The 18,699-nt window shown below is 68.8% G+C and carries 22 protein-coding genes and 5 pseudogenes; 14 read left to right on the top strand and 13 right to left on the bottom strand.

Going from position 1 to position 18,699, the window contains the following annotated elements; translation table 11 throughout:
* Nucleotides 1–190: 190 nt before the first annotated feature.
* A pseudogene (locus TN53_RS48660) lies at nt 191–399 on the bottom strand (SPFH/Band 7/PHB domain protein); the annotation flags it as partial.
* Between the two features lie 5 nt (nt 400–404).
* Between TN53_RS48660 and TN53_RS49230 the strand changes: the two are divergent.
* Nucleotides 405–539, top strand: coding sequence for a hypothetical protein (locus TN53_RS49230; protein ID WP_267886595.1), 135 nt, complete (start codon nt 405–407; stop codon nt 537–539).
* A 92-nt stretch (nt 540–631) separates the two neighbouring features.
* Here the strand turns inward: TN53_RS49230 and TN53_RS36550 are convergent, their stop codons facing one another.
* The 4 genes and pseudogenes from TN53_RS36550 to TN53_RS36565 all read right to left on the bottom strand — a co-directional run bounded on the left by TN53_RS36550 (nt 632) and on the right by TN53_RS36565 (nt 2,372).
* The gene (locus tag TN53_RS36550) at nt 632–961 is read right to left on the bottom strand and encodes a TfoX/Sxy family protein (protein WP_046263129.1); all 330 of its coding nucleotides are present in this window, start codon (nt 959–961) and stop codon (nt 632–634) included.
* Between the two features lie 36 nt (nt 962–997).
* A pseudogene (locus tag TN53_RS36555) lies at nt 998–1,479 on the bottom strand (hypothetical protein).
* An 11-nt stretch (nt 1,480–1,490) separates the two neighbouring features.
* On the bottom strand, nt 1,491–1,913 hold the full coding sequence (locus TN53_RS36560) for an SRPBCC family protein (RefSeq protein WP_046263130.1): 423 nt from the start codon (nt 1,911–1,913) through the stop codon (nt 1,491–1,493).
* Between the two features lie 30 nt (nt 1,914–1,943).
* The gene (locus tag TN53_RS36565; protein ID WP_046263131.1) at nt 1,944–2,372 is read right to left on the bottom strand and encodes an SRPBCC family protein; all 429 of its coding nucleotides are present in this window, start codon (nt 2,370–2,372) and stop codon (nt 1,944–1,946) included.
* A 113-nt stretch (nt 2,373–2,485) separates the two neighbouring features.
* Between TN53_RS36565 and TN53_RS36570 the strand changes: the two genes are divergently transcribed.
* The 3 genes from TN53_RS36570 to TN53_RS36580 all read left to right on the top strand — a co-directional run bounded on the left by TN53_RS36570 (nt 2,486) and on the right by TN53_RS36580 (nt 3,687).
* The gene (locus TN53_RS36570; RefSeq protein WP_095046922.1) at nt 2,486–2,800 is read left to right on the top strand and encodes an ArsR/SmtB family transcription factor; all 315 of its coding nucleotides are present in this window, start codon (nt 2,486–2,488) and stop codon (nt 2,798–2,800) included.
* 2 nt (nt 2,801–2,802) lie between these two features.
* Nucleotides 2,803–3,252 (top strand): SRPBCC family protein, encoded by a 450-nt coding sequence (locus tag TN53_RS36575; protein WP_234441786.1) that lies wholly within the window; start codon nt 2,803–2,805, stop codon nt 3,250–3,252.
* A gap of 213 nt (nt 3,253–3,465) precedes the next feature.
* Complete coding sequence (locus tag TN53_RS36580; protein ID WP_159038238.1) at nt 3,466–3,687, top strand: hypothetical protein; 222 nt, start codon at nt 3,466–3,468, stop codon at nt 3,685–3,687.
* A 96-nt stretch (nt 3,688–3,783) separates the two neighbouring features.
* Here the strand turns inward: TN53_RS36580 and TN53_RS36585 are convergent.
* The 3 genes and pseudogenes from TN53_RS36585 to TN53_RS36595 all read right to left on the bottom strand — a co-directional run.
* Nucleotides 3,784–4,029, bottom strand: a pseudogene (locus tag TN53_RS36585) (MerR family DNA-binding protein); the annotation flags it as partial.
* Between the two features lie 141 nt (nt 4,030–4,170).
* Nucleotides 4,171–4,629, bottom strand: coding sequence for a hypothetical protein (locus TN53_RS36590; RefSeq protein ID WP_046263134.1), 459 nt, complete (start codon nt 4,627–4,629; stop codon nt 4,171–4,173).
* Nucleotides 4,629–5,845, bottom strand: a pseudogene (locus TN53_RS36595) (molybdopterin-dependent oxidoreductase). Before TN53_RS36595 ends, TN53_RS36590 begins: the two are co-directional and overlap by 1 nt.
* Nucleotides 5,846–5,959: 114 nt before the next feature.
* Here TN53_RS36595 and TN53_RS36600 point away from each other — a divergent pair.
* The gene (locus TN53_RS36600; RefSeq protein WP_324609643.1) at nt 5,960–6,628 is read left to right on the top strand and encodes a glycoside hydrolase family 27 protein; all 669 of its coding nucleotides are present in this window, start codon (nt 5,960–5,962) and stop codon (nt 6,626–6,628) included.
* A 13-nt stretch (nt 6,629–6,641) separates the two neighbouring features.
* Here the strand turns inward: TN53_RS36600 and TN53_RS48665 are convergent.
* Together TN53_RS48665 and TN53_RS36605 are read right to left on the bottom strand one after the other, a co-directional pair.
* Nucleotides 6,642–6,923, bottom strand: a pseudogene (locus TN53_RS48665) (DUF3732 domain-containing protein); the annotation flags it as partial.
* Nucleotides 6,924–7,367: 444 nt separating this feature from the next.
* Nucleotides 7,368–7,985: a hypothetical protein gene (locus TN53_RS36605; RefSeq protein ID WP_234441787.1), complete on the bottom strand. Its 618-nt coding sequence runs from the start codon at nt 7,983–7,985 to the stop codon at nt 7,368–7,370.
* A 335-nt stretch (nt 7,986–8,320) separates the two neighbouring features.
* Here TN53_RS36605 and TN53_RS36610 point away from each other — a divergent pair, with 335 nt between their 5' ends.
* From TN53_RS36610 to TN53_RS36630, 6 genes are all read left to right on the top strand, one after another.
* Nucleotides 8,321–9,571 carry a lactonase family protein gene (locus TN53_RS36610; protein WP_095046926.1) on the top strand — a complete coding sequence of 417 codons (1,251 nt, stop codon included), beginning with the start codon at nt 8,321–8,323 and terminating at the stop codon, nt 9,569–9,571.
* A gap of 222 nt (nt 9,572–9,793) precedes the next feature.
* Entirely contained in the window at nt 9,794–11,203 is a 1,410-nt protein-coding gene (locus tag TN53_RS36615) for a DUF1996 domain-containing protein (RefSeq protein WP_046263135.1), read from the top strand.
* A 498-nt stretch (nt 11,204–11,701) separates the two neighbouring features.
* Entirely contained in the window at nt 11,702–11,908 is a 207-nt protein-coding gene (locus TN53_RS47585; protein WP_267886596.1) for a winged helix-turn-helix domain-containing protein, read from the top strand.
* Entirely contained in the window at nt 11,872–12,066 is a 195-nt protein-coding gene (locus tag TN53_RS36620) for a transposase (protein WP_052745377.1), read from the top strand. Before TN53_RS47585 ends, TN53_RS36620 begins: the two co-directional genes overlap by 37 nt.
* Nucleotides 12,067–12,096: 30 nt before the next feature.
* Complete coding sequence (locus TN53_RS36625; RefSeq protein WP_052745378.1) at nt 12,097–12,495, top strand: transposase; 399 nt, start codon at nt 12,097–12,099, stop codon at nt 12,493–12,495.
* Between the two features lie 561 nt (nt 12,496–13,056).
* Complete coding sequence (locus tag TN53_RS36630) at nt 13,057–13,713, top strand: DUF1326 domain-containing protein (RefSeq protein WP_046263136.1); 657 nt, start codon at nt 13,057–13,059, stop codon at nt 13,711–13,713.
* 100 nt (nt 13,714–13,813) lie between these two features.
* Here the strand turns inward: TN53_RS36630 and TN53_RS36635 are convergent, their stop codons facing one another.
* Nucleotides 13,814–14,998, bottom strand: a complete 1,185-nt coding sequence (locus tag TN53_RS36635) for a permease (protein ID WP_046263137.1) — start codon at nt 14,996–14,998, stop codon at nt 13,814–13,816.
* 213 nt (nt 14,999–15,211) lie between these two features.
* Here TN53_RS36635 and TN53_RS36640 point away from each other — a divergent pair, with 213 nt between their 5' ends.
* The gene (locus TN53_RS36640) at nt 15,212–15,835 is read left to right on the top strand and encodes a DUF1326 domain-containing protein (RefSeq protein WP_046263138.1); all 624 of its coding nucleotides are present in this window, start codon (nt 15,212–15,214) and stop codon (nt 15,833–15,835) included.
* 263 nt (nt 15,836–16,098) lie between these two features.
* Here the strand turns inward: TN53_RS36640 and TN53_RS36645 are convergent, their stop codons facing one another.
* Nucleotides 16,099–16,935: a DUF2182 domain-containing protein gene (locus tag TN53_RS36645; RefSeq protein ID WP_046263139.1), complete on the bottom strand. Its 837-nt coding sequence runs from the start codon at nt 16,933–16,935 to the stop codon at nt 16,099–16,101.
* A gap of 135 nt (nt 16,936–17,070) precedes the next feature.
* Here TN53_RS36645 and TN53_RS36650 point away from each other — a divergent pair, with 135 nt between their 5' ends.
* Together TN53_RS36650 and TN53_RS36655 are read left to right on the top strand one after the other, a co-directional pair.
* Entirely contained in the window at nt 17,071–17,568 is a 498-nt protein-coding gene (locus tag TN53_RS36650) for a MaoC family dehydratase (RefSeq protein ID WP_046263140.1), read from the top strand.
* Nucleotides 17,569–17,635: 67 nt separating this feature from the next.
* A complete protein-coding gene (locus TN53_RS36655) occupies nt 17,636–17,995 on the top strand; it encodes a hypothetical protein (protein WP_046263141.1) in 360 nt (119 codons plus the stop codon).
* A gap of 58 nt (nt 17,996–18,053) precedes the next feature.
* On the opposite strand, the gene TN53_RS36660 is transcribed toward TN53_RS36655, so the two are convergent.
* Nucleotides 18,054–18,662 (bottom strand): alpha/beta hydrolase, encoded by a 609-nt coding sequence (locus TN53_RS36660; protein WP_052745379.1) that lies wholly within the window; start codon nt 18,660–18,662, stop codon nt 18,054–18,056.
* Nucleotides 18,663–18,699: the final 37 nt, after the last annotated feature.

Here is an 18,699-nt window from a genome sequence, read left to right on the forward strand (position 1 = left end):
GGCCAACCCGAAAGCGTCGCCGTCTCGGCCCCGGCGCTACTCGCCCGACTCGGGCGGCTGGTCGTAGTCACCATTCGGATATCTCCGCGTGGTGCACTCAAACAGCGCAGGACGAGCGCCGATTGCCAGATGGTCAGGCGCTCGGAGGCTTCCGGTGCGCGAGTTGCTCCAGCAGAGACACCGCCCGCCGTCAGCGAGGCGGGTGAGACGGAAGGGCATCGGGCATGGCGCCCTCGGCGGCGTCGGCGAGGGCCGCGGCAGCGGCTTCTTCCGCCTGAGCCTTGTCGTTGGCGGCCTGGGCAACCATGTCGTCCGAGGGCTTCTCGCGGGTGGCCGCGGCTGGGACAGCACCTCGGTGAAGGCGCGGGACACGCCCTGGAGTGCGGAGATGATCTCGCTTGCGCATGACCGCGCGAGACAAGCTCACGGCCGTCGGCGTCGACCCCGACGCCGCCCCCGCCGCCGTCAGCGCGGCTCGCACAGTGGCGGACAGCGTCCTCGGCTACGTGCTGCTGATCGCGGAGCGAACGGCAGGGTAAGCCCTGGATGCGCGCGTCGGCGGTGGCGCCCGGCAGGCGGCTCAGCTCGACCGGTCCACGACCAGGGGCATCTGCCCGCCCACCGTTGCAGGTCATTTGGGCGGCAGGCCCGCTGCGAAGGCGTACCCCCGATCGGTCCAGGCATGGAGGTCGGAGTCTTCGGAGAGCGCGAACGCGGCGACGACGACCCACCCGCGCATGGGGCGGCCGGTGAAGTCGAAGGCCCGTGCCCCGGGCCGGGCCAAAGCAGCGTCGGTGGCATCGGGCCCGACCCGCACCATCAGCTCGTCCCCGATCACTCCCACGGCCATGTTCCCCTCGTGCAGGAACGCCAGGCCGCCGAACATGCGCTTCTCACTGATCGCCGGATCGGCACCCAGCCGGGCGCGGATCCGCTCCGCCAGTCCTTCGTCATACGCCATCACACACCTCGAATCGTGAGGGGCAAGGGATCGGGGTCATCGCTGGGCCCGCAACCTGCGTTCCAGGTCGCGCAGGTCCTTGCCGAGGGAGGAGCTGACCTTCCTTGCCATGAGGGGCGCGGCGAGGCGGTAGTACCGGCTGGGGTCGCCCTGTACGCGGATGCGCGCGAGCGTGCCCTCCGGGTGCGGGCCGAAGGTGTAGGTGACGGGCATCGGCATCGGTCCGGCTACGGACATCATGTCCAGCAGCCGCCCGGGTTCGTGGGCGGCGACGCGGAGCACGTAGTCGAGCGCTTGCCGAGGAAGTACGCGGTACGGGTCACCTCCGCGCCGATGCCGAACCCGCCGCCGTCAGCCTCCCGGGTCAGGGGCGCCTCGCGATGCCCAGGGTCCTCCCCCATGGCCCTGAACGGGCACGGGAGGTGCCCCCAGGCATCGTGGCGCCAGTCCATGGCGTACGCCGCCACCCGGCCGGGCGGGCGCGGGATCACCCGCTCCGCTGTCACGTCGATCGTCATCGGATACCTGATCAGAGGGTGAAGAAGGGCCGGGGCGTGCCCGTCTCGGTGTACTCCTTGAGCCGGTCCATCAGCAGGCCCCAGGTCTCGGCGGTGTGCGGAAGGTCGGTGTCGTCGGCGGCGAAGCCGGCATGCCGGAAGTCCACTCGTGTGCCGGTCCCGTCGGGGGCGTCGGTCAGCCGCCAGGTGATGACGGTCCCGGACCAGTGGGGCGGGAAGGCGCCGATCGACGTCCACACGATCTCCTCCTTGTCCGCGCGGTCCCGGCGGAGCCGGAAGGGCTCGGGAATCTCCGGGAAGTCGAAGAGGAGGACCTCGCCCTCGCGGTCGACGCCCGTGGTCCACCAGCCCGTGAGGCCGTCGTGGGTGTCCAGCGCGTCGTGGACCTTGGTGCGGTCGGCGTCGACGTCGGTCTGGAAGGTGATCTCGGACATTGCTGCTCCTTCTGCAGGTGGGGGGAGAGCTCAGAGGGTGAAGTACGGGGCCGGGGTGCGGGTCTCGACGTACTCCTTCAGGCGGGTGAACATGCCGGCCCAGCCCATCGTGACCTCGCGGAACATGTCGTCGATCTCGGCGAATCCGGTGTGGTCGAACCGGACCACCGTGCCGCCCTCGGGACCGGCCTCCAGCGCGTAGACGATCTCAGTGTCGATCCACTGCGGCGGCCCCGCGACCACGGTCTGCGCCAGGCGCTTGCCCGCCGCGGCCTCGTCGATGCGGAACTCCCAGGTCATCGGCGCACCAGGGAACGACAGCCGGTGCAGGGCGCCGACGCCCTCGCCGATCTCGGCTCCGGTGGTGAACCAGCCGGCCACGCCTTCGGGGGTGGAGAGGGCGCGGTACACGGTCTCCGGGTCGGCGGCGATGCGGATCTGCAGGGCGATGTCAGCCATGGAACGTCCTTCTCGTCGGGGATCCGACGCGAGTGCCGGATCTTTCGCTTTAGCTCACACTAAAATGACTCTGGGCGACTTGGCAAATTGCAGTGGGGGCTAAAATGACCTGCATGGATGCGGTACGGGCGGTCGCCGAGCCCAGGCGGCGCGAGATTCTGCGACTGGTCTGGGACGCGGAACTGTCGGCGGGCGAGATCGCCGAGCGGTTCGACGTCACCTTCGGCGCGGTCTCCCAGCACCTCAAGGTGCTCAGGGACTCCGGGCTGGTTACGCTGCGCCAGGACGGCAAGAAACGGTTCTACCGAGCGGACCGTGAGGCCATGGGCCCGCTGGCCGACTACCTGCAGTCCATGTGGGCCACCAAGCTCGACGCCCTCGCCGAACTGGCCGAGGCCGCCGAACGGGCGGAGGGAACGGACGCGTGAGCGTGAGCGGCGAAGTGAGCGGCGGCGTGGTCACGGTCGAGCGGCACATCGCCGCCCGCCCCGAGATCGTCTTCTCCTTCTTCACCGACCGGGACAAGTGGCTGTCCTGGATGGGCCAGGAGGGCGAGTTCGTGTTCGCGCCCGGCGGCACGTATCGGACCAACGTCACCGGCGAGAACGTGGCCGAAGGCCGGTTCGTCGAACTGGACCCGCCCAAACGACTGGTGTTCACCTGGGGCTGGGCCGAGGGCGCGATGCCCGTGCCCCCCGGCTCCACCACCGTGGAGATCACCCTGGAGCCCACCCCGGACGGCACCCTGCTGCGCCTGGTCCACCGCGGCCTGCCCTCGCCCGAGGCATGCGCCGCCCATGAGGAGGGCTGGAAGCACTACGTGCAGCGCCTCACCGTACGAGCCGAAGGCCGCGACCCGGGCCCCGACCATTGGATGTGACCCGCCCGCCCGCGATGGCCGGTGTTCCGCCCGCGCGTGACCTGATCCGTCTTGCCGGGGTCCGTATCACGTCAGAGCGCCTCGCCGACCACTCGGGCTGACGTCACGCAACCGTAGGCACCCGCCCCGGCCCATACCGCGCCGCCCGATCACCCCGCTTCTCGACATCCTCCCTCCGCCTTCCACAGCGTCCACCCGCGGCCACATCACGCCGTGGCACCGCGTACGCAGTCGGCGAGCGTGATCGTCGGTGCCTACGTCGTTCACTACGGCTGGTACGAGATCGGCCTCCACAACAACCCGACCGACCAGGACCCGGTCATCGGCGCCGCCGGCACGATGCAACGCGCGGGTCGGCACACTGGACGCCATCGCGCCCTCGTCGCCCCGCTGCTGATCGAGGGCGTAGTCCTACGCCCTCGCACCCGGAGCTGAAGGCCGCCGCTCCCGACAGTGCACGCCCGCAAGGCGGGAAGCACACGACAAGAGCCGCGTGGGTGCCGTGGCGCGGCTCAGGGCCGGCCCCCGACTTCAGAGCGTTGACGTCCGCTGGAGACGTTCGGCCAGCGCTGCTGCGAACTTCTCGGCCCGGACGAACTGGGTGCGCAGATCGGCGACCTGTTGCCGGGCGACCTCCTCGAAGCCGCGGACCCGCTCCAGCAGTTCCTCACGCTTTTCGGGCGGCAGTTCATCGCCCGAGTCCAGGCGGCCGGTGGCTTCCAGCAGAGCGCGCATCTCGTCGAGGGTGAAGCCGAGCGGCTTCATGCGGCAGATGATCGGCCAGACCGCCCCGGTCGACGCCGACGAACGCGTTCACGTCCACATCACCGACGCGCACGCCACCGTCGGCGCCCCCTTCCCCTGGGCACGGCTCGGCACCCCGGCCCTGCACCGCTACGGGGGCTGGGAGAGCGCCGGTCACTGGGCGTCCGGCGGCCGAAGCTTCGCCGCCCTGCGCAGCCGCAGCGCAAGCAGCAGCGCCGAGCCGCCGAACAAGGCGGCGGTGATCAGCAGCCAACGGGCGAGAAAGCCGTCCGCAGACAGCCCCGTCGCGAGCCGGTAACGGCGGTCCACCATCCCGCTGATCAGCGGGAACCACACGAGCAGAAGCAGACCGGACAGCGCGGCCGGGACCCGGACGTACATCACCCGACCCCGGCGGCCGACCGCGCCGAGACCGCGTACGAGCGCCCGGTCCGCCCCCGCGTACAGGGGCAGCAGCACAAGGTCGTGCAGCAGCGCCGCCCCCACGATCCACAGCGCCACGCCGAACCAGTCGTCCGCGAGCAGCCGTACGCCCGCGTAGCCGGCGAGGGCGAACGAGCAGGCGAGCAGCAGCAGTTGCAGAGGGCTGCCGATCGGAACACGCGGAAGCATCACAGATCTCCGAACGTCATACGGGCCACCCACTTGGTGTTCAGCACGCCGGGTGCGGCGGGCACGATCACGCGGGCGGGATAGCCGTGGTCGAGGGACAGCTCTTCGCCGTTGACGTACAGAGCGAGCAGGGAACGCGGGTCGGCGACCTGGTTGGCGCGCAGGGCCGCGTGGCGGAAGGCCCCGTGCCCCCCGTGCCTCTGGAGGGACTCGACGAGGACGTCCGGCGGGTCGTCCTCGTACCCGACGAGTGCGGCGAGGTCACGCAGCCGCACCCCACGCCACCACTGGTCCGACGTCGACCAGCCCTCGACGCAGGCGATGGGCAACGCCGAGCTGTGCAGCGGGAGTCCGGCAAGCTGTGCGCGGCTGAGGCGGACGGTGCCGGTCCGTCCCACTACGACGAGCCGCCAGGCGTCCCTGCCCGTCTCCGCCGCGTCGATCCCGGCGTACGCCGCGGTCTTGTTGATCTGGAAGCCGTTCGGACCGCCGCCGGGCTCGGCCCCGCCGTGCGGGGCGAGGAGGGCGGTGCGGCGCAGGACGTCGAAGTTCTGCCCCACCGTCGTGGCGAACAGCAGCAGCGAGCCGCCCCCGACGAACCACACGTTTCGGCCGGGCGCGGCGACACCAGGTCGTTCCGTTCCTCCCGCGCGTGCCGCAGATTGCGCAACGCGATGGGCGTCTTCAACAGCGCGTGGGCCACGAAGGCCGCGAAGAACACCCAGGCGCCGTAGAAGTGCAGCGGGTAGAAGGAGCCCGGGAAGACGTAGTTCAGCTGGACGTTGAACACACCGGTCACGAACTCGAACAGCCCGCCGCCGACGAGCAGCAGCAGGGAGATCCGCTCCAGGGCGTGGACGAGGGAGCGGGCCGGTGGCAGCACGAACAGTCTGGGCACCACCGACCACAGCTTGGCCAGCAGAACGGGGATCAGGGTGATGCCCAAGGTGACGTGGACGCCCTGGTTGAGGCGGTACAGCCAGTGGGGGTCCGTCGGCCAGGCGAAGAGGTAGAAGCCGAGGATTCCCTTGTCCGGCGTCTTGTCGTTCACCGGTGACAGGCCCGGGTTGTAGGCGGCGTACGAGACCAGGCCCGTCACGAACAGCACCGTGATGCCGACGAGCAGGACGACGCCGAGGACGGACGTGAACCAGGGGCCGCGCAGGGGGCTGCGCCAGAAGCCGGGGGTGGTCGGGAGCCGTGGATCGTCTCGCATGGTCCGACCGTAGGCCGGGGAACCCCTGGTGGAGGGCGTGCGACTCATGACGAAACGCTGACGTCCGGCCCGGACGGCGGTGCGTGGACGTCCGGCCGGCCCAGCGTTCCGGGTGTGACCCCCAATCTGGTCGCGGATCCCGTGAGGTTCCCAAACGGCATGAAGGCAGTCGCCGACTACGTGCACGGCAAGGGGCTGATGCTCGGCATCTACTCGTCGGCCGGACTGACCACCTGCGCCGGTTACCCCGCCGGCCTCGGCAACGAGCAGCGGGACGCCAACGTGTGGGCGTCCTGGGGCATCGACTGTCTCAAGTACGACAACTGCGGTGACCACCAGGGCCACAGCGGGCAGGATCGCTGCACCGCCATGCGCGACGCTCTCGCCAGGACAGGCCGCCCCATCCTGTTCGCCCTCTGCAACTGGGGCAACGACCAAGTCGGCAACTGGGGCCCGCTCACCGGCAACTCGTGGCGCACCACCGGCGACATCCAGGCCAACTGGAACTCCGTGATGAGCATCCTGGACGCCCAGCTCGGCTGGGCGGGCTTCTCCCACCCCGGTGCCTGGAACGACCCGGACATGCTGGAGGTGGGCAACGGCCTCTCCGACACCGAGTCACGAGCCCACAGTCGACGGGAATCAGCGCTCTGCGTCGGTCGTCCTGGGACGCCAGTTTTCGACGATGGCGTCCTGGAACCACTTTTCGGGCAGGTTGGCGTTGTCGCACACGATTCTGCAGGCCTCCGCCGGCTTCCTCAGCGACGTCGTGCAGCAGCTTGAAGTAGCTGGTGTCGGCCGCCCAGTCGGCGTCTTCCACAGTGGTGGCGTCGCGGATCTTCTCGGGGAAGAACGCCTGGGTGGGCTGATCCAGCATCAGGAAACGCGGCACGGGCCTGCGCTCGCGCAGGAAATATGTGTGCAGGGCCAGGCGGGCGACGAGGTGGTAGCCGATCCAGTTCCTCGCGCTGTCGATGCGGGTCAGGGGCAGCTGGCCCCCGGGGCGGCGAACGACGACGTTGAGCTGGGAGAGACTGATGCGGACCTCGTCGGCTGTTGCGGCTTGTCCGAGGCTCAGTGTTCACCGACTCCGCGATGCGGGCCTGAGTCTGATGGCCGGATCGCATGATCGTCGGTGAGGTCCGGCCGGACAGGGGCGATCGGCCCCTGCTTAGGGAGGCGGGGCTCTCGCGGGGACCGGTGCTGACCACGTGGCAGCGCGTGAAGGCTGCCTCACTCAAGACCGAGGCGAACTACACAACGCTTCGGGGATCCAGCCAATTCATGGCACCTCCGAGATCCCCACGTTCGAGGCATCGATCTGCGTTCGGCGCTGCTGACGCCATGCACCACGAACCTGCACAGCCGTCGATTGGGACCCGTTTCGGACGGCATGCACGGTTGTCCCCCTCCCGGGCGCGTTGAGGGAGAGCGACGAAGCCGACTCCGTGCAGTGGTCGGGGAACCGCAGGGCGGCCGCGGGGCGCAGCGATGCAGGTGAGAGCATCTTTTGCGGCTTCTTTCAGGCGACGATTCGATGGTGGCAGTCACCCTCCAGTCCCGTGATCGCCCGCTTGGCGGCGGGGAGGGATGCCGGCTTCGCCGGTGGGGCGCTCTTCCCGGTCCCCCAGGCGAGCAGCGCGAAGCCCAGGGCGAAGCCGAGCATCGTCCATACGCCGCATGGCCAGAAGATGTGGCTGTCGACGAAGGACCAGCCGGCTGCGAGGAGCACCACCGTTCCGGGAACGATTCGGGTGCCGCACTTCGGGAACAGCGCGACCGCCGTGGCCGTGATGGCGCCGATGAGGGCGTAGGCGCCGGCCTGCCCGAGCGCCTCACCCGTGTCATAGAGCGGGCGCTTGACCGGCCCGATGCTCGCTGTCTCGCCGACGTGCTCAACCGCGGTCCCGGCCGCGATACCCGCGACCGCGTCGAGCCCTGTGCAGTAGGCCGCGTAGACGAAGGCGCACGCCCAGGCCATCACGGTGGCGATGCCCGCGAGACCGAGTCGGGGCCGATGCCACAGGGGGACCAGGAGGCCGACCGTGAGCAGCGGAAAGACCTGCAACAGCGCGATGTGCAACTGCGTCCAGTCCGAGGCCGTCGACCTGGACGGCCCGTGTGGATGCGCCAAGCCCACTGCGGCCAGCGCAAGGGGGCGGCAGTGACGAGGGCAATACTTCGGATGGTCAACACGCCTGCGAGCGTAGGCGCGTGAGGTCATCCGATACGGCCGTGTAAGGGCTCCGTAAGACTCTTTCCCCGCTCGTCCGTGCTCTGCCAAGAGGTCAAGGGCACTCGCTGGGTCCGTTGCCTGCTTTCCGCAGGAAGTTCTGTCACTCCGCCACCAGGAGTCTCTTACGAGAGTCTGACGCGACCCACGTTCCTCATCGGCACACCGTTCCCACTGTCCACTCTGGTGCCGTCCACAGCCGTGGACGGCACGACGCAGGCACAGACGAACGGGACGTGAACATGCACAGCAGCCGCAAGGAGCACCGTCGCACGAGCCGGCCCGCCGGCACACGCGGCGGTCACCGGACGAAGTCCAGGACACGGCGCATCGTGATCGGCGGCGGGGCCCTCGCCTCCGCGGCAGCGGTCACCGTGGCCGTGACCGTGGCCTCGGCCGGCCAGTACTCCGGGAGCACCGCCGGGGCCGACCGCGCCGTCTTCGTCCAGGGCAACGAACCGGACGGCAACACCATCCATGTGTTCGCGCGGGCCGACGACGGCAAGTTGAGTCCCTCGGGGACCTACACGACCGGCGGCAAGGGCGGTGACCAGGTCGACGCGCCCACTGACTCGCTCGCCTCCCAGGGCTCACTCGTCTACGACGACGCGTCGGGCATGCTGCTGGCCGTCAACGCGGGCAGCGGCACGGTGACCTCCTTCCGCGTCGAAGGGCAACAGCTCAAGGACCGGCACGTCGTTGACTCCGGCGGCAAGTTCCCGGCCAGTATCACGGTGCACGGCAAGGTCGCGTACGTCATGAACGCGGACGGCGAGGGCAGCATCCAGGGCTTCAAGATCACCAGGAAGGGACTCAAGCCGCTGCATGGGTCCTACCGTTCCCTGGGCCTGGACAACGAGGACATCCCGCTCTTCTCCAGCTCGCCCGGCGAGGTCGAGTTCGCCCCGGACGGCCGCAGCCTGGTCGTCACCACCAAGTCCAGCAACACCGTCGAGGTCTTCCCGATGAAACACAACGGCCTGCCGGCTGTCACCGAACCCGTCGTCAACAAATCGGCCGGCGGCGTCCCGTTCGCGATCAGTTTCGACAGGACCGGGAAGCGGATGCTGGTCGCCGAGGCCGAGAAGTCCACCGTCACGACGTACCAGGTGAAGCACGACGGCAAACTGAAGGTTCTGCAACAGCCCCTGGCCAGCGGCCAGGAGACCCTGTGCTGGCTGGAACGTGCGGGCGACTACTTCTACGGCGGCAACACCGGCAACTCCACCGTCACCGGCTACCGCATGAACAAGCACGGCAAGCTGGCCCTGACCAACGAGGTGGGTATCGCCACCCCGCCCTCAGCCAGCTCGCAGGGCGTGATCGACCTCGCCGTGACCGAGGACGAGAAATTCGTCTACGTCCAGAACGCCGTCTCCGGCACCGTTGACGGCTTCCGCGTCGAGGCCAACGGCGCCCTCACCAAGGTCACGACGGCCGGCGGCCTGCCCGCCTTCGACGAGTCCGGCATGGAAGGCATCGCCGCCGTCTGACGGGCACGACCGTCACAGCGAGCCCAGCGACGATCGTCCGGCGTCCGCGGGCCCGCAGCCTCAGTGGCGGATTTCCTTACGCATCGCTGACGCATCCGGGAAGCAGCTGCTGCTGATCGCCACTCAGATCACTCTGGTGCTGGTCCCGGGTGAGATCGAGAAAAGTTCGCGGAACCGCGACATGTCTGCCTGGTTGTACCGATCTCAAGAAATGGAGTGCTCATGCGAGCAGATCACCGGCGTGGCAAGGGCCGACGCAACAGCATCATCGTGGCCTTGGCTCTGCTGGCGGGTGGAGGCGGGCTGGTGGCCGTCAACGCCGCGGCGAACGCCACGAACACCGTCCCCAAAGCAACCACCCTCTCCGCCCCCTCCCAGACCGTCAGCTGCCCAGACGTCCAGGATCGGCTGCCGGCGATCCCCTCGCAGGCGAAGGCGGAGGTCGACCGGAATCTCGCACTACTCGAGGCGCAGATCACCGAGGCGAACACCAGGATCGCCGGCACCCAGGGTCAGGGCGGCCCGAACTTCATCAACAACGCCATCCTGGGCCCGCTCAAGGACAAGCGGGTCGCCACCCTGGACCGCATAGCCATCGCGATCGGCCGCGTCGCCGACAAGCCCACCGGCCTGGAAGCCCTCGCACCCTGCAGTCTCTCGAAGGCCGTCACCAGCCCGACGGCATCCGCCTCCGCCACCCCAGGCGCCAACGGCTCGCCACAGAACGGCGGCGTCGCCCGGGTCGACGGTCCCCTCACCTCCGACTTCGTCGACATCACCAAGGTGGCCCCCAACATCAGGCAGGCGCCCGCCCAAGCCGGGGCCTCCACCGGGACCTTCGCCTCTCGCTGCGGCACCAACCAGCGGGGACAGCACAACTCGGACAACGACATCGTCGCCCCGGGCGTCCTCAACGGAGCCCACCACGTCCACGACTACATCGGCAACAAGGACGTGAGCGCCGCCTCCACCAACGAGTCGCTCATCCGCCAGGACACCACCTGCACCAACGGCGACCAGTCGGCCTACTACTGGCCAGTCCTGCGCGACCTGACCAAGACGGGCCCCGACGCGGACTCCGCCCTCGGCGGAGGAAAGGAGGGCAACGTCGGCGCCATTCTGGTCCCGCGCTCCGTCTCCGTCACGTACAAGGGCAGCCTCACCGGGAAGGTCGTGGCGATGCCGCAGTTCCTGCGGATCATCACCGGCGACGCCAAGGCGGCCACCAACGGCGTCGCCAACGCCAACTCCCGCTGGACCTGCACCGGTTTCGAGAACAAGGTCGAGCTGACGGACATGTACCCGCTGTGCCCGAAGGGCAGCAAGGTGGTGCGCAAGTTCCGCTTCCAGAGCTGCTGGGACGGCAGGAACATCGACAGCGCCAACCACCGCAGCCACGTCGCCTTCACCGACCCTGACACCGGCGTCTGCCCGGCCGGTTTCGTGGCCATCCCGCAACTGACCATGCGACTGGTCTACAAGGTGCCCTCCGGCCCCAACTACGCCGTTGACGGCTTCATAGGGCAGGGTCACAAGGCGGTCACCGACCACGACGACTTCATCGAGGTCATGAGCCCCCGGCTGATGGACCAAGCCGTCACCTGCATCAACTCCGGCAGGCGCTGCGGCTGAACAGCCACCGGGAGCAGGACTCCAGCCCTCAGACGTGCCGCATACCTGGAGTCCTGTTCATCGGGGGTGAGAGCTCTCGAGGTGACGGCCGGCGGCCAAGCCGATCGTCAGCGCCGGGAGCCGCCGAACCCTTCCAGGGCAAGCTGTCGCTGTCCGTCACGACCAGCACGATGCGTCCAGTTTGGAGTCGGCCATGAACAACCATCACCAGACCAGCGCCCACCAGGCGACATCCCGTTCCCCACTGGCCCTGATCGGTGCGGCGTTCCTGGCCACGTCCACATCCGCGGTGACGCCAGGAGCGGCCAGGGCAGCACACTCAGAGGTCACCTCACCCGGTGCGCCCTTGGCGGCAGATGCGGGTGCACTCGAGGTCGGCGAAGGCCAGGGATCGGGTCACGTCCGTGATGCGTCAACGGTCTGGACCGCCCCGGCCCTGCGCGACTGGCTCCGCGCTGGCCACGCCCCGCCAGGTCGAGTTCATCCTCGCCCCGGCCCCTGCGCGACTGGCTCCGCGACGAGCGGGGCGTGGAGATCTCCGCGTACTGGCTGTGGGAACTGCTGCGCCGTGACGGGTTCCGCTGGAAACGCGCCCGCGACAGCATCCGGCACCAGGCCGATCCCGTCCTCCAGCAGGCCGCCCGGGCCGAGCTGGAGGACTTGCGGCCTTGCGGCAGGCCGCCGACGCCGGACAACGCGACCTGATCTTCCTGGACGAGTCCGGGTTCGCTCCGACGATGCCCACCGGCTACACCTGGTCGAGGATCGGGCAACGGGTGGTGGTCCCACGCGAGGACACCAGAAACCGTCGGGTCAACGTGCTCGGCGCCCACGTCGTCGGCAGCGCCACCGACCTTCTCTGACAGCACACCAGCGGCAAGATCGATGCCGGCGTGCTGCTGGAGTTCGTCTGCGTGCGGCTGGCGGGCCTGGGCGGCGGCGCGGCCGTGCTGGACCTGGCCGCCGACGGCCTCGGCGCCGATGTCATGCTCCCCTGGGAGCGCCGCAAGCCGTGCAGGGTCGTGCTCGACAACGCCTCGGCGCACGTGGCCAAGGCGTTCAAGGGGCGCCGACGCCAGCTGGCGAAGATCGGGGTGGAACTGTTCTATCTGCCGCCATACAGCCCGGAGTTGAACGACATCGAGCTGGTCTGGCGCCAGGCGAAGTACCAGGACTACCTACAGCGCGCCCAGACCAGCACCGAGGCCATCGGCGCCGCCGTCGACCCGGGCGATGCAGCGGCAACGCGACCGGATCCGACAGGCAACACCAGCTTCATCCAAGCTGCTTAGCTCGACTACGTCACTGGTGGTGTGGTGACGTCAGATAGTGCTGTCGAAGGCGCTCCCTTTCCGTAGTCGTTGCCGTTGGGGGTGCGGATGATGGAGTGGACATGCATCTGGGTGGGCCACCGGACGTGCCGCCGTACGCGTCGCGCAGCGGACCCGGGGCCTGGCAGTCGGCGTCGACCCGGACGACGGAGCTGTGGACGCGGACGTAGAAGGCGAAGTCGTCGGCGATGCCGCCCGCCCCGTTACGTACGTGTCGTCGAGGTGCTTGCGGACCTCCGACATCCACACCTTCGCCGCGTCGGCCTTCACCCGCCCCACGAACGCCCTACGATGCCCAGCAGTCTCTTCTTCTGCCCGGCTGTGAGCTTGTTCCCACGCAGGCCCTCCGCCTGGACCGCGTTGTCGGAGAAGGCGCCCGCCTCGACGTCGGGGTTTCCCTACCGGTACGTGAGGTGCAAGCTGGAAGGGAGGCCGCCTCGCCATCCCGGGTGCGGGCTCGGGATACGCGGTCTCGCGACTCCGAGTGAGCTCCTCCACGGGGCTCGGCAGGAGGGAAGCGAGATGACAGAGCAGGTCACCACCGGTACGCGCTGGCACCTGGCCGGTGATTGGTTCGATGTGTGCAAGTGCGCCATACCGTGCCCCTGCACGTTCGCGCAGCCCCCGACCTACGGCGACTGCGAAGGCGTGCTGGTGTGGCACATTCGGGAAGGCAGCTTCGGCGACGTGCGGCTCGGCGGTCTCAACGTCCTGATGCTCGGCGTCTTCGTGGGCAACGTCTGGGCCGGCACGCACACCGACGCGTACGCCGCGGTCTTCCTCGACGAACGCGCCGACGAGCAGCAGCGCGGTGCACTCGGAGCCATCTTCGGCGGTGAGGCGGGCGGATGGCCTGCGCAGTTCGGGGCCATGTTCCACCCCGAGGTGCGCGGCATGGACTTCGCCCCCATCCACGTCGAGATCGACGAGGACCTCGCCACCTGGCGAGCCGAGATTCCCGGCAAGGTCACGGCCACCGCCGAGGCACTCACCGGCCCGACGACGCCGGATGGCGCACGCGTCCAGGTCCACAACGCCCCGGGCGCCGAGGTCGGGCCCGGCCAGGTCGCCACCTGGGGACGGGCCACCGTCGACCGCGCCGACGCATTCGGCTTCTCCTGGGAACGCTCGGGGAAGTCGAGCAAACACTTCCCGTTCGACTGGAGCGGTCCTGTCTGAAGAGCTGGTCGGCCCGGCAGGAGCCCTGCCCGGCGGCGCGCCCGGCACGACGAAGTATCCGCCCCGGGTCTCTTCTCATGCCGAGGGGAGAGAGGTGGGCTCAGTGGTTGTGTCCATGGCGGGTATGGGAGTGCGCGTGCCCCTGTTCGCCGGCTTCGGGTGAGCCGCCCATCATCCGCAGCATGGCCGGGCCGCCGGTGCGCCAGAACCGTGCGAGCAGACTCGCGGCCAGCAGCAGGAAGACGATGTTGAGCCAGGTCGTGTAGTTCCAGGTGATCCCCTCCTCGGGGATCGTGGCATCGGCCGGGTCGGGAATCAGTCCCAGCCCGCCGAAGGCGAATTCGACGGCGTATCCGGCCACGGCCATCGCGGCGAAGAAGGTGACCAGCAGGAAGACGGCCATCCGGGCACCGTAGTACTTCCGGTAGATGTTCAGGATCGGCAGGATCAGCAGGTCCGCGAAGATGAAGGCGATCACGCCGCCGAAGCTGATACCGCCCTTCCACAGCACCACGGCCAGCGGCACGTTGCCGATCGAGCAGACGAACGTGGCGACCGCCACCAGCGGGCCGATGAGAGGTCCGATGAGCTTGGCAGCGAGCGGATGCTCCTCCAGGAAGAACGCGCGCCAGAAGTCGTCCGGCACCCAGGCGGCGATCGCCCCGGCGATCAGCAGCCCGACCACCAGATCCCGCACAATCGCGGCCCACTCCATGACGAAGATGTGCGACACGGACGTGAAGCCGTCACGGGAAAACAGGCGTCGGGCGAAGCCGCCCTTCGCCTGCACCGACATGTCCATCGCTGCGTGGCCCTCCATCGATCCCGCGATCCCGTGCTCGGCCTGCTCCCGTGCCCGGTTCAGCAGCCCCTCGCGCAGGAAGAGGCGGAACAGCACAGCGAGTACGACAATCATGACCGGCCCGCCTGCGAACTCGGCGGCCGTGAACTGCCAGCCCATCAACAGCGCGAGGATCACGCCGAGCTCCACCACCATGTTGGTGGAAGCGATCTCGAACGCCATCGCCGCCGTGAAGTTCGCGCCCTTGCGGAACAACGAACGGGCCAGCGCCACAGCCGCGTACGAGCAGGACGACGAGGCCGCCCCGAGTCCGGCCGACAGGGCGAGTGTGCGCGGCCGGTCGTCGCCCAGCAGCCGCACGACCGTCGACCGGCGCACCACCGCCTGCACCACGGCCGACAGGGCGAAACCGAGGATCAGCGCCCAGGTGACCTCCCAGGTCATCGACCCGGCGATGGACAACGCGTGGCCGATCGCTTCCACAGTTTCCTACCCCTTCGCCGCATGGTTCAGATCACCGGGCCCTGTACCCGCCATGGGGTATCTCGAACGACGCACGGCGGGAGATCCTCGGGCTCGATCCGGCACATCCGGACCTCTTGTCACGAAACGCCGTTTACATGCCGATTTGACAGGTCTAGCGTGAAAGTACAGGACGACGCTCGCCGCCATCACCAACGGAAGAGGGCAGCAGTCATGTCGTGGACGATATCCGGCACCTATGTGGCCGGTTGCTCTTGTGCGGTGTTGTGCAGCTGTCCGTACGACGGCCAGCCGCGGGACGCCGAGGGCGGGACCGAGTGCCTGGGCACCGCCGTGTTCCATGTGGCGAACGGGAATCTGGACGACCTGGACCTGTCCGACGTGGACTTCGCCTTCTACAACCACTTCCCCTCCAATCTGTCTTCCGGAAACTGGAAGGTCGGGCTGGTCGTGGACAGCGCGGCCAAAGATGAGCAGGCCGAGGCCCTGGAGCGCATCCTGTCCGGCCGGGAAGGCGGACCGTTCGGCCAGCTGTCGCAGTTCTACGGCGAGTACCTGGGCATGGAGCGGGCGAGGGTCTCCCTCACTGGCGGGGACAGTCCCGGCCTCACGGTCGAGGGCCGGACGGAACTCTCCTACCAGCCGCTCACCGGGCCCGACGGCAGCTCGACAAAGATCAAGAACGCCATGTTCGGGTTCGCGCCCGAATTCGAAGTCGGCACCACCACCGGCCGTTCCAATGCCTTCGGGCTGAGCTACGACGCGTCGTACGGCGAGACCGCCGACTACGTCTTCAGCAGCGAGGAGACCGAAGAGGCCGGCCAGGGGCGGGTCTGAGCAAGTACACACATGAACGCCGGCGAGGCACCGCGAACCTGGCGACGGTGCTCTCGGCGGCCTCGTTGTCGAGGTGCGTGCCGATCGCCCTCCTGGTCGGCTCCCTGCTCTCCCTGGTCAACCAGGGCACGGTGATCGCGTCGCCGCGACCTGGTGGCGGGTTCTGTTCAATCACCTGGTTCCGTTCTGCGTATCCAGCGCGGGCTTCTACGGCTGCCGACGGGCCGCCTGGCGGACAGCACGGGCCTCGGGGGCCAGGTGAGTCACATGCGGTCCATCGACGGCATCGACCCTTGCAGCCCCGGCAGCAGCCAGTCCTGGAACGGCGCGAGCACGGCCAGCACGAGAAACGCGACACCCACGATCCGGCCGAGCAGCGGGCCACGGGACCACAGTTTCTCCACGAAGATCACCACGGCCAGTCCGGCCATCGCCGCCACGTTCATCACGCCCAGCGGGATCAGGACCACCATCAGTCCCGCGCAGCAGCCGACACAGTAGGCGCCGTGATGGACACCCACCCGAAGGTCGCGGGCCGGCTGCCGGAACCCGGCGTAGCGCACCAGGTGGCTCATGGGGTCGCGGCAGTGCCGCAGACAGACGTACTTGAGGGGACCGAGCTGGTACAGGCCCGCGAGCAGGAACGCCGCCGCCCCTGTCCAGCGCCCGGCGGTCGGATGGTCTTCCACCAGGCCGCCGGTGAGGGCCAGGGCCGCGTAGGCGAGCAGTCCGAAGACGGTCCACACCAGCAGATACCCGCCCACGAACTCGACGGTGCGCCAGGTCCGCGTCCAGCCGGAGGACTGCCGGCCGATCCCGCGCACCCACGTGATGGCCACCGGCGCCATGGACGGCAGCATCATGGCCGCCATCATCGTCACCCACAGCAGCAGGAACAGCGGCAGCGCCATCCCCATCGTGCCGGGCTCGACCCCCATGTCCCGGGCCTGCCCGATCGTCAGCGCCCAGGCGGGCACCGCGATCAGGACGACCAGGAACCAGGCGGCCGCGAGATCCCGAGCCGGCAGCAGGCCTCCGCCCGCTCCGGTCGGCGTGGGCGACCGGGCGGATGTGAAGGCGAAAGTCCGGCTGTGACGCATCGGCGTGTACTCCTGTTGATGATTCCAGGACAGCACGCATTCCACTGCGGCGCGACCTCACACAGCGTGGCGGTGCTCGCATTGACCACCGAGCCCTGGTGGCCGCCCGCAGGGCGCACAGCTATCGTGCCGCCAATGACGACCACCACCACGTTGAGCGACGCCGACTTCAACGCCCCGATCCAGGAACGCTACTTCGAGGACTACGTGCCGGGTTCGGTGTACGTCTACGGCAGCATCACGGTGAGCGAGCAGGACATCCTCCAGTTCGCCGGGGACTTCGACCCGCAGGACATCCACAAGAGCCCCGAGGCTGCCGCAGACGGCCCCTTCAAAGGACTCATCGCCAGCGGCTGGCACACCGCGGCACTCATGATGCGGATGTACGCCGACCACTACGTCAGCAAGGTCGCGAGCCTGGCCTCCCCCGGCGTCGACGAGCTGCGTTGGGTCCGGCCGGTCCGTCCAGGGGACTGCCTGTCGATCCGTACGACGGTGCAACAGGCCCGCGTCTCCCGCTCGAAGCCGGACCGCGGGCTGGTCCACACTCGCATCGAGGTACTCAACCAGCGAGACGAGCCCGTACTCACGATGACCGCGATGAACATCCTGCTGCGGCGTCTCCAGCAGTAGCAGGGACGGGGACCACCGAGCCGAGGCGTCCCCGGCACGGCCCGCAGACGGCATTCCGGCTTCCTGGATGTCGATCCAGGTCAGCCACGACCGTGCCCGCACCACCGTGTCGGCACCATTCGACAGCCCTCACGTGCTCGCGATGGCGCAGGGCGTGGCCGCCGGCGTGCTCCGGGAGAAGAGGAAGAGACACCAGTCGAAGCTGATGCCGACGGTGCTGATCGTCGATGTGAGCGGTAGCGATCTGCCGGATCTCAGACGCTGGCCAGAGATCCTCGATGCCCTCTGGGAACCCGACGACGCTTTCCTCTCCGTCGGCGCCATGACCGTCAGCACCCGCAGCCGGGAGCTGGAGCGGATGACGACCTTGATCTCGGAGTGCGGGGTGTTCATGGATATGGTCCAACGGGTGCTGCGCGGCCGGTAGGACATCAACTGATCCGGTCGACCTTGCCGCCCGGCCATACGGTCGAGGGCTATTCCGACTATGGCGGAAATCGATGCCGGAGCGGGTGCACGAAGCCGCTGTAGCTCGCCGCCGCCCGGAAGAACGCGGGGTGGCGGGCGGAGCAGGAGAGGGCGCCGAACCCGCCCTGCGACTCCCCTGCGGCCGCACGACGGGTACCGGCCCCGTAGTGGGCCTCCAACAGGGGCCGCACCTCCTTCAGATGGAAGCTCTCCACGGCGGGCGGTCCGCCCCGCCCGCCGTTGAACCAGTCGGTGCAGAAGCCGAACAGCGGCATCTCAGGCATCACGACCAGCACGTCACGCAGTTGAGGCAGGCCCTGGATCCTCGAGTCGTAGTCCTCGGTCCACGCCTTGTAGTTGCCGTCACCGCCGACCAATAGGTAAAGCGTCGGCCGGCTCTCACCCGTCCGCCGGTCCTGCCAGCCGTCCGGCGTGAGCAGCGGGACCTTGCCCGGTGCGCCCCAGGGAAGGTGAGTCGACGGTGAGGTCGACCAGACGCTCGCCGACCTGTTCTTCAGCGGTGATCTCGCTCCGTCGGCAGCGGCTGCGTCGGCCTCGGCGCGGGACACCCCTACCAGCAGCAGGAGGTCCACGATCAGCGGGACGACCAGGAGGCGTAAGCGCATGGGGCTGCACGGCACGGTGAAGTCTCCTTTCGTACGA

Origin of the sequence: Streptomyces sp. WM6386, from assembly GCF_000972385.1 — a bacterium.
GTDB lineage: Bacteria > Actinomycetota > Actinomycetes > Streptomycetales > Streptomycetaceae > Streptomyces.

Excerpts from the sequence above, each read along its gene's own strand:
- TN53_RS36590 (WP_046263134.1), bottom strand. The coding sequence starts at position 4,629 with ATGCTTCCGCGTGTTCCGATCGGCAGCCCTCTGCAACTGCTGCTGCTC.
- TN53_RS36660 (WP_052745379.1), bottom strand. The coding sequence starts at position 18,662 with ATGCGCTTACGCCTCCTGGTCGTCCCGCTGATCGTGGACCTCCTGCTG.
- TN53_RS36615 (WP_046263135.1), top strand. The coding sequence starts at position 9,794 with ATGCGAGCAGATCACCGGCGTGGCAAGGGCCGACGCAACAGCATCATC.
- TN53_RS36655 (WP_046263141.1), top strand. The coding sequence starts at position 17,636 with ATGTCGATCCAGGTCAGCCACGACCGTGCCCGCACCACCGTGTCGGCA.
- TN53_RS36560 (WP_046263130.1), bottom strand. The coding sequence starts at position 1,913 with ATGTCCGAGATCACCTTCCAGACCGACGTCGACGCCGACCGCACCAAG.
- TN53_RS36640 (WP_046263138.1), top strand. The coding sequence starts at position 15,212 with ATGTCGTGGACGATATCCGGCACCTATGTGGCCGGTTGCTCTTGTGCG.
- TN53_RS49230 (WP_267886595.1), top strand. The coding sequence starts at position 405 with ATGACCGCGCGAGACAAGCTCACGGCCGTCGGCGTCGACCCCGACGCC.
- TN53_RS36550 (WP_046263129.1), bottom strand. The coding sequence starts at position 961 with ATGGCGTATGACGAAGGACTGGCGGAGCGGATCCGCGCCCGGCTGGGT.
- TN53_RS36645 (WP_046263139.1), bottom strand. The coding sequence starts at position 16,935 with ATGCGTCACAGCCGGACTTTCGCCTTCACATCCGCCCGGTCGCCCACG.
- TN53_RS36650 (WP_046263140.1), top strand. The coding sequence starts at position 17,071 with ATGACGACCACCACCACGTTGAGCGACGCCGACTTCAACGCCCCGATC.
- TN53_RS36570 (WP_095046922.1), top strand. The coding sequence starts at position 2,486 with ATGGATGCGGTACGGGCGGTCGCCGAGCCCAGGCGGCGCGAGATTCTG.
- TN53_RS36565 (WP_046263131.1), bottom strand. The coding sequence starts at position 2,372 with ATGGCTGACATCGCCCTGCAGATCCGCATCGCCGCCGACCCGGAGACC.
- TN53_RS36610 (WP_095046926.1), top strand. The coding sequence starts at position 8,321 with ATGCACAGCAGCCGCAAGGAGCACCGTCGCACGAGCCGGCCCGCCGGC.
- TN53_RS36630 (WP_046263136.1), top strand. The coding sequence starts at position 13,057 with ATGACAGAGCAGGTCACCACCGGTACGCGCTGGCACCTGGCCGGTGAT.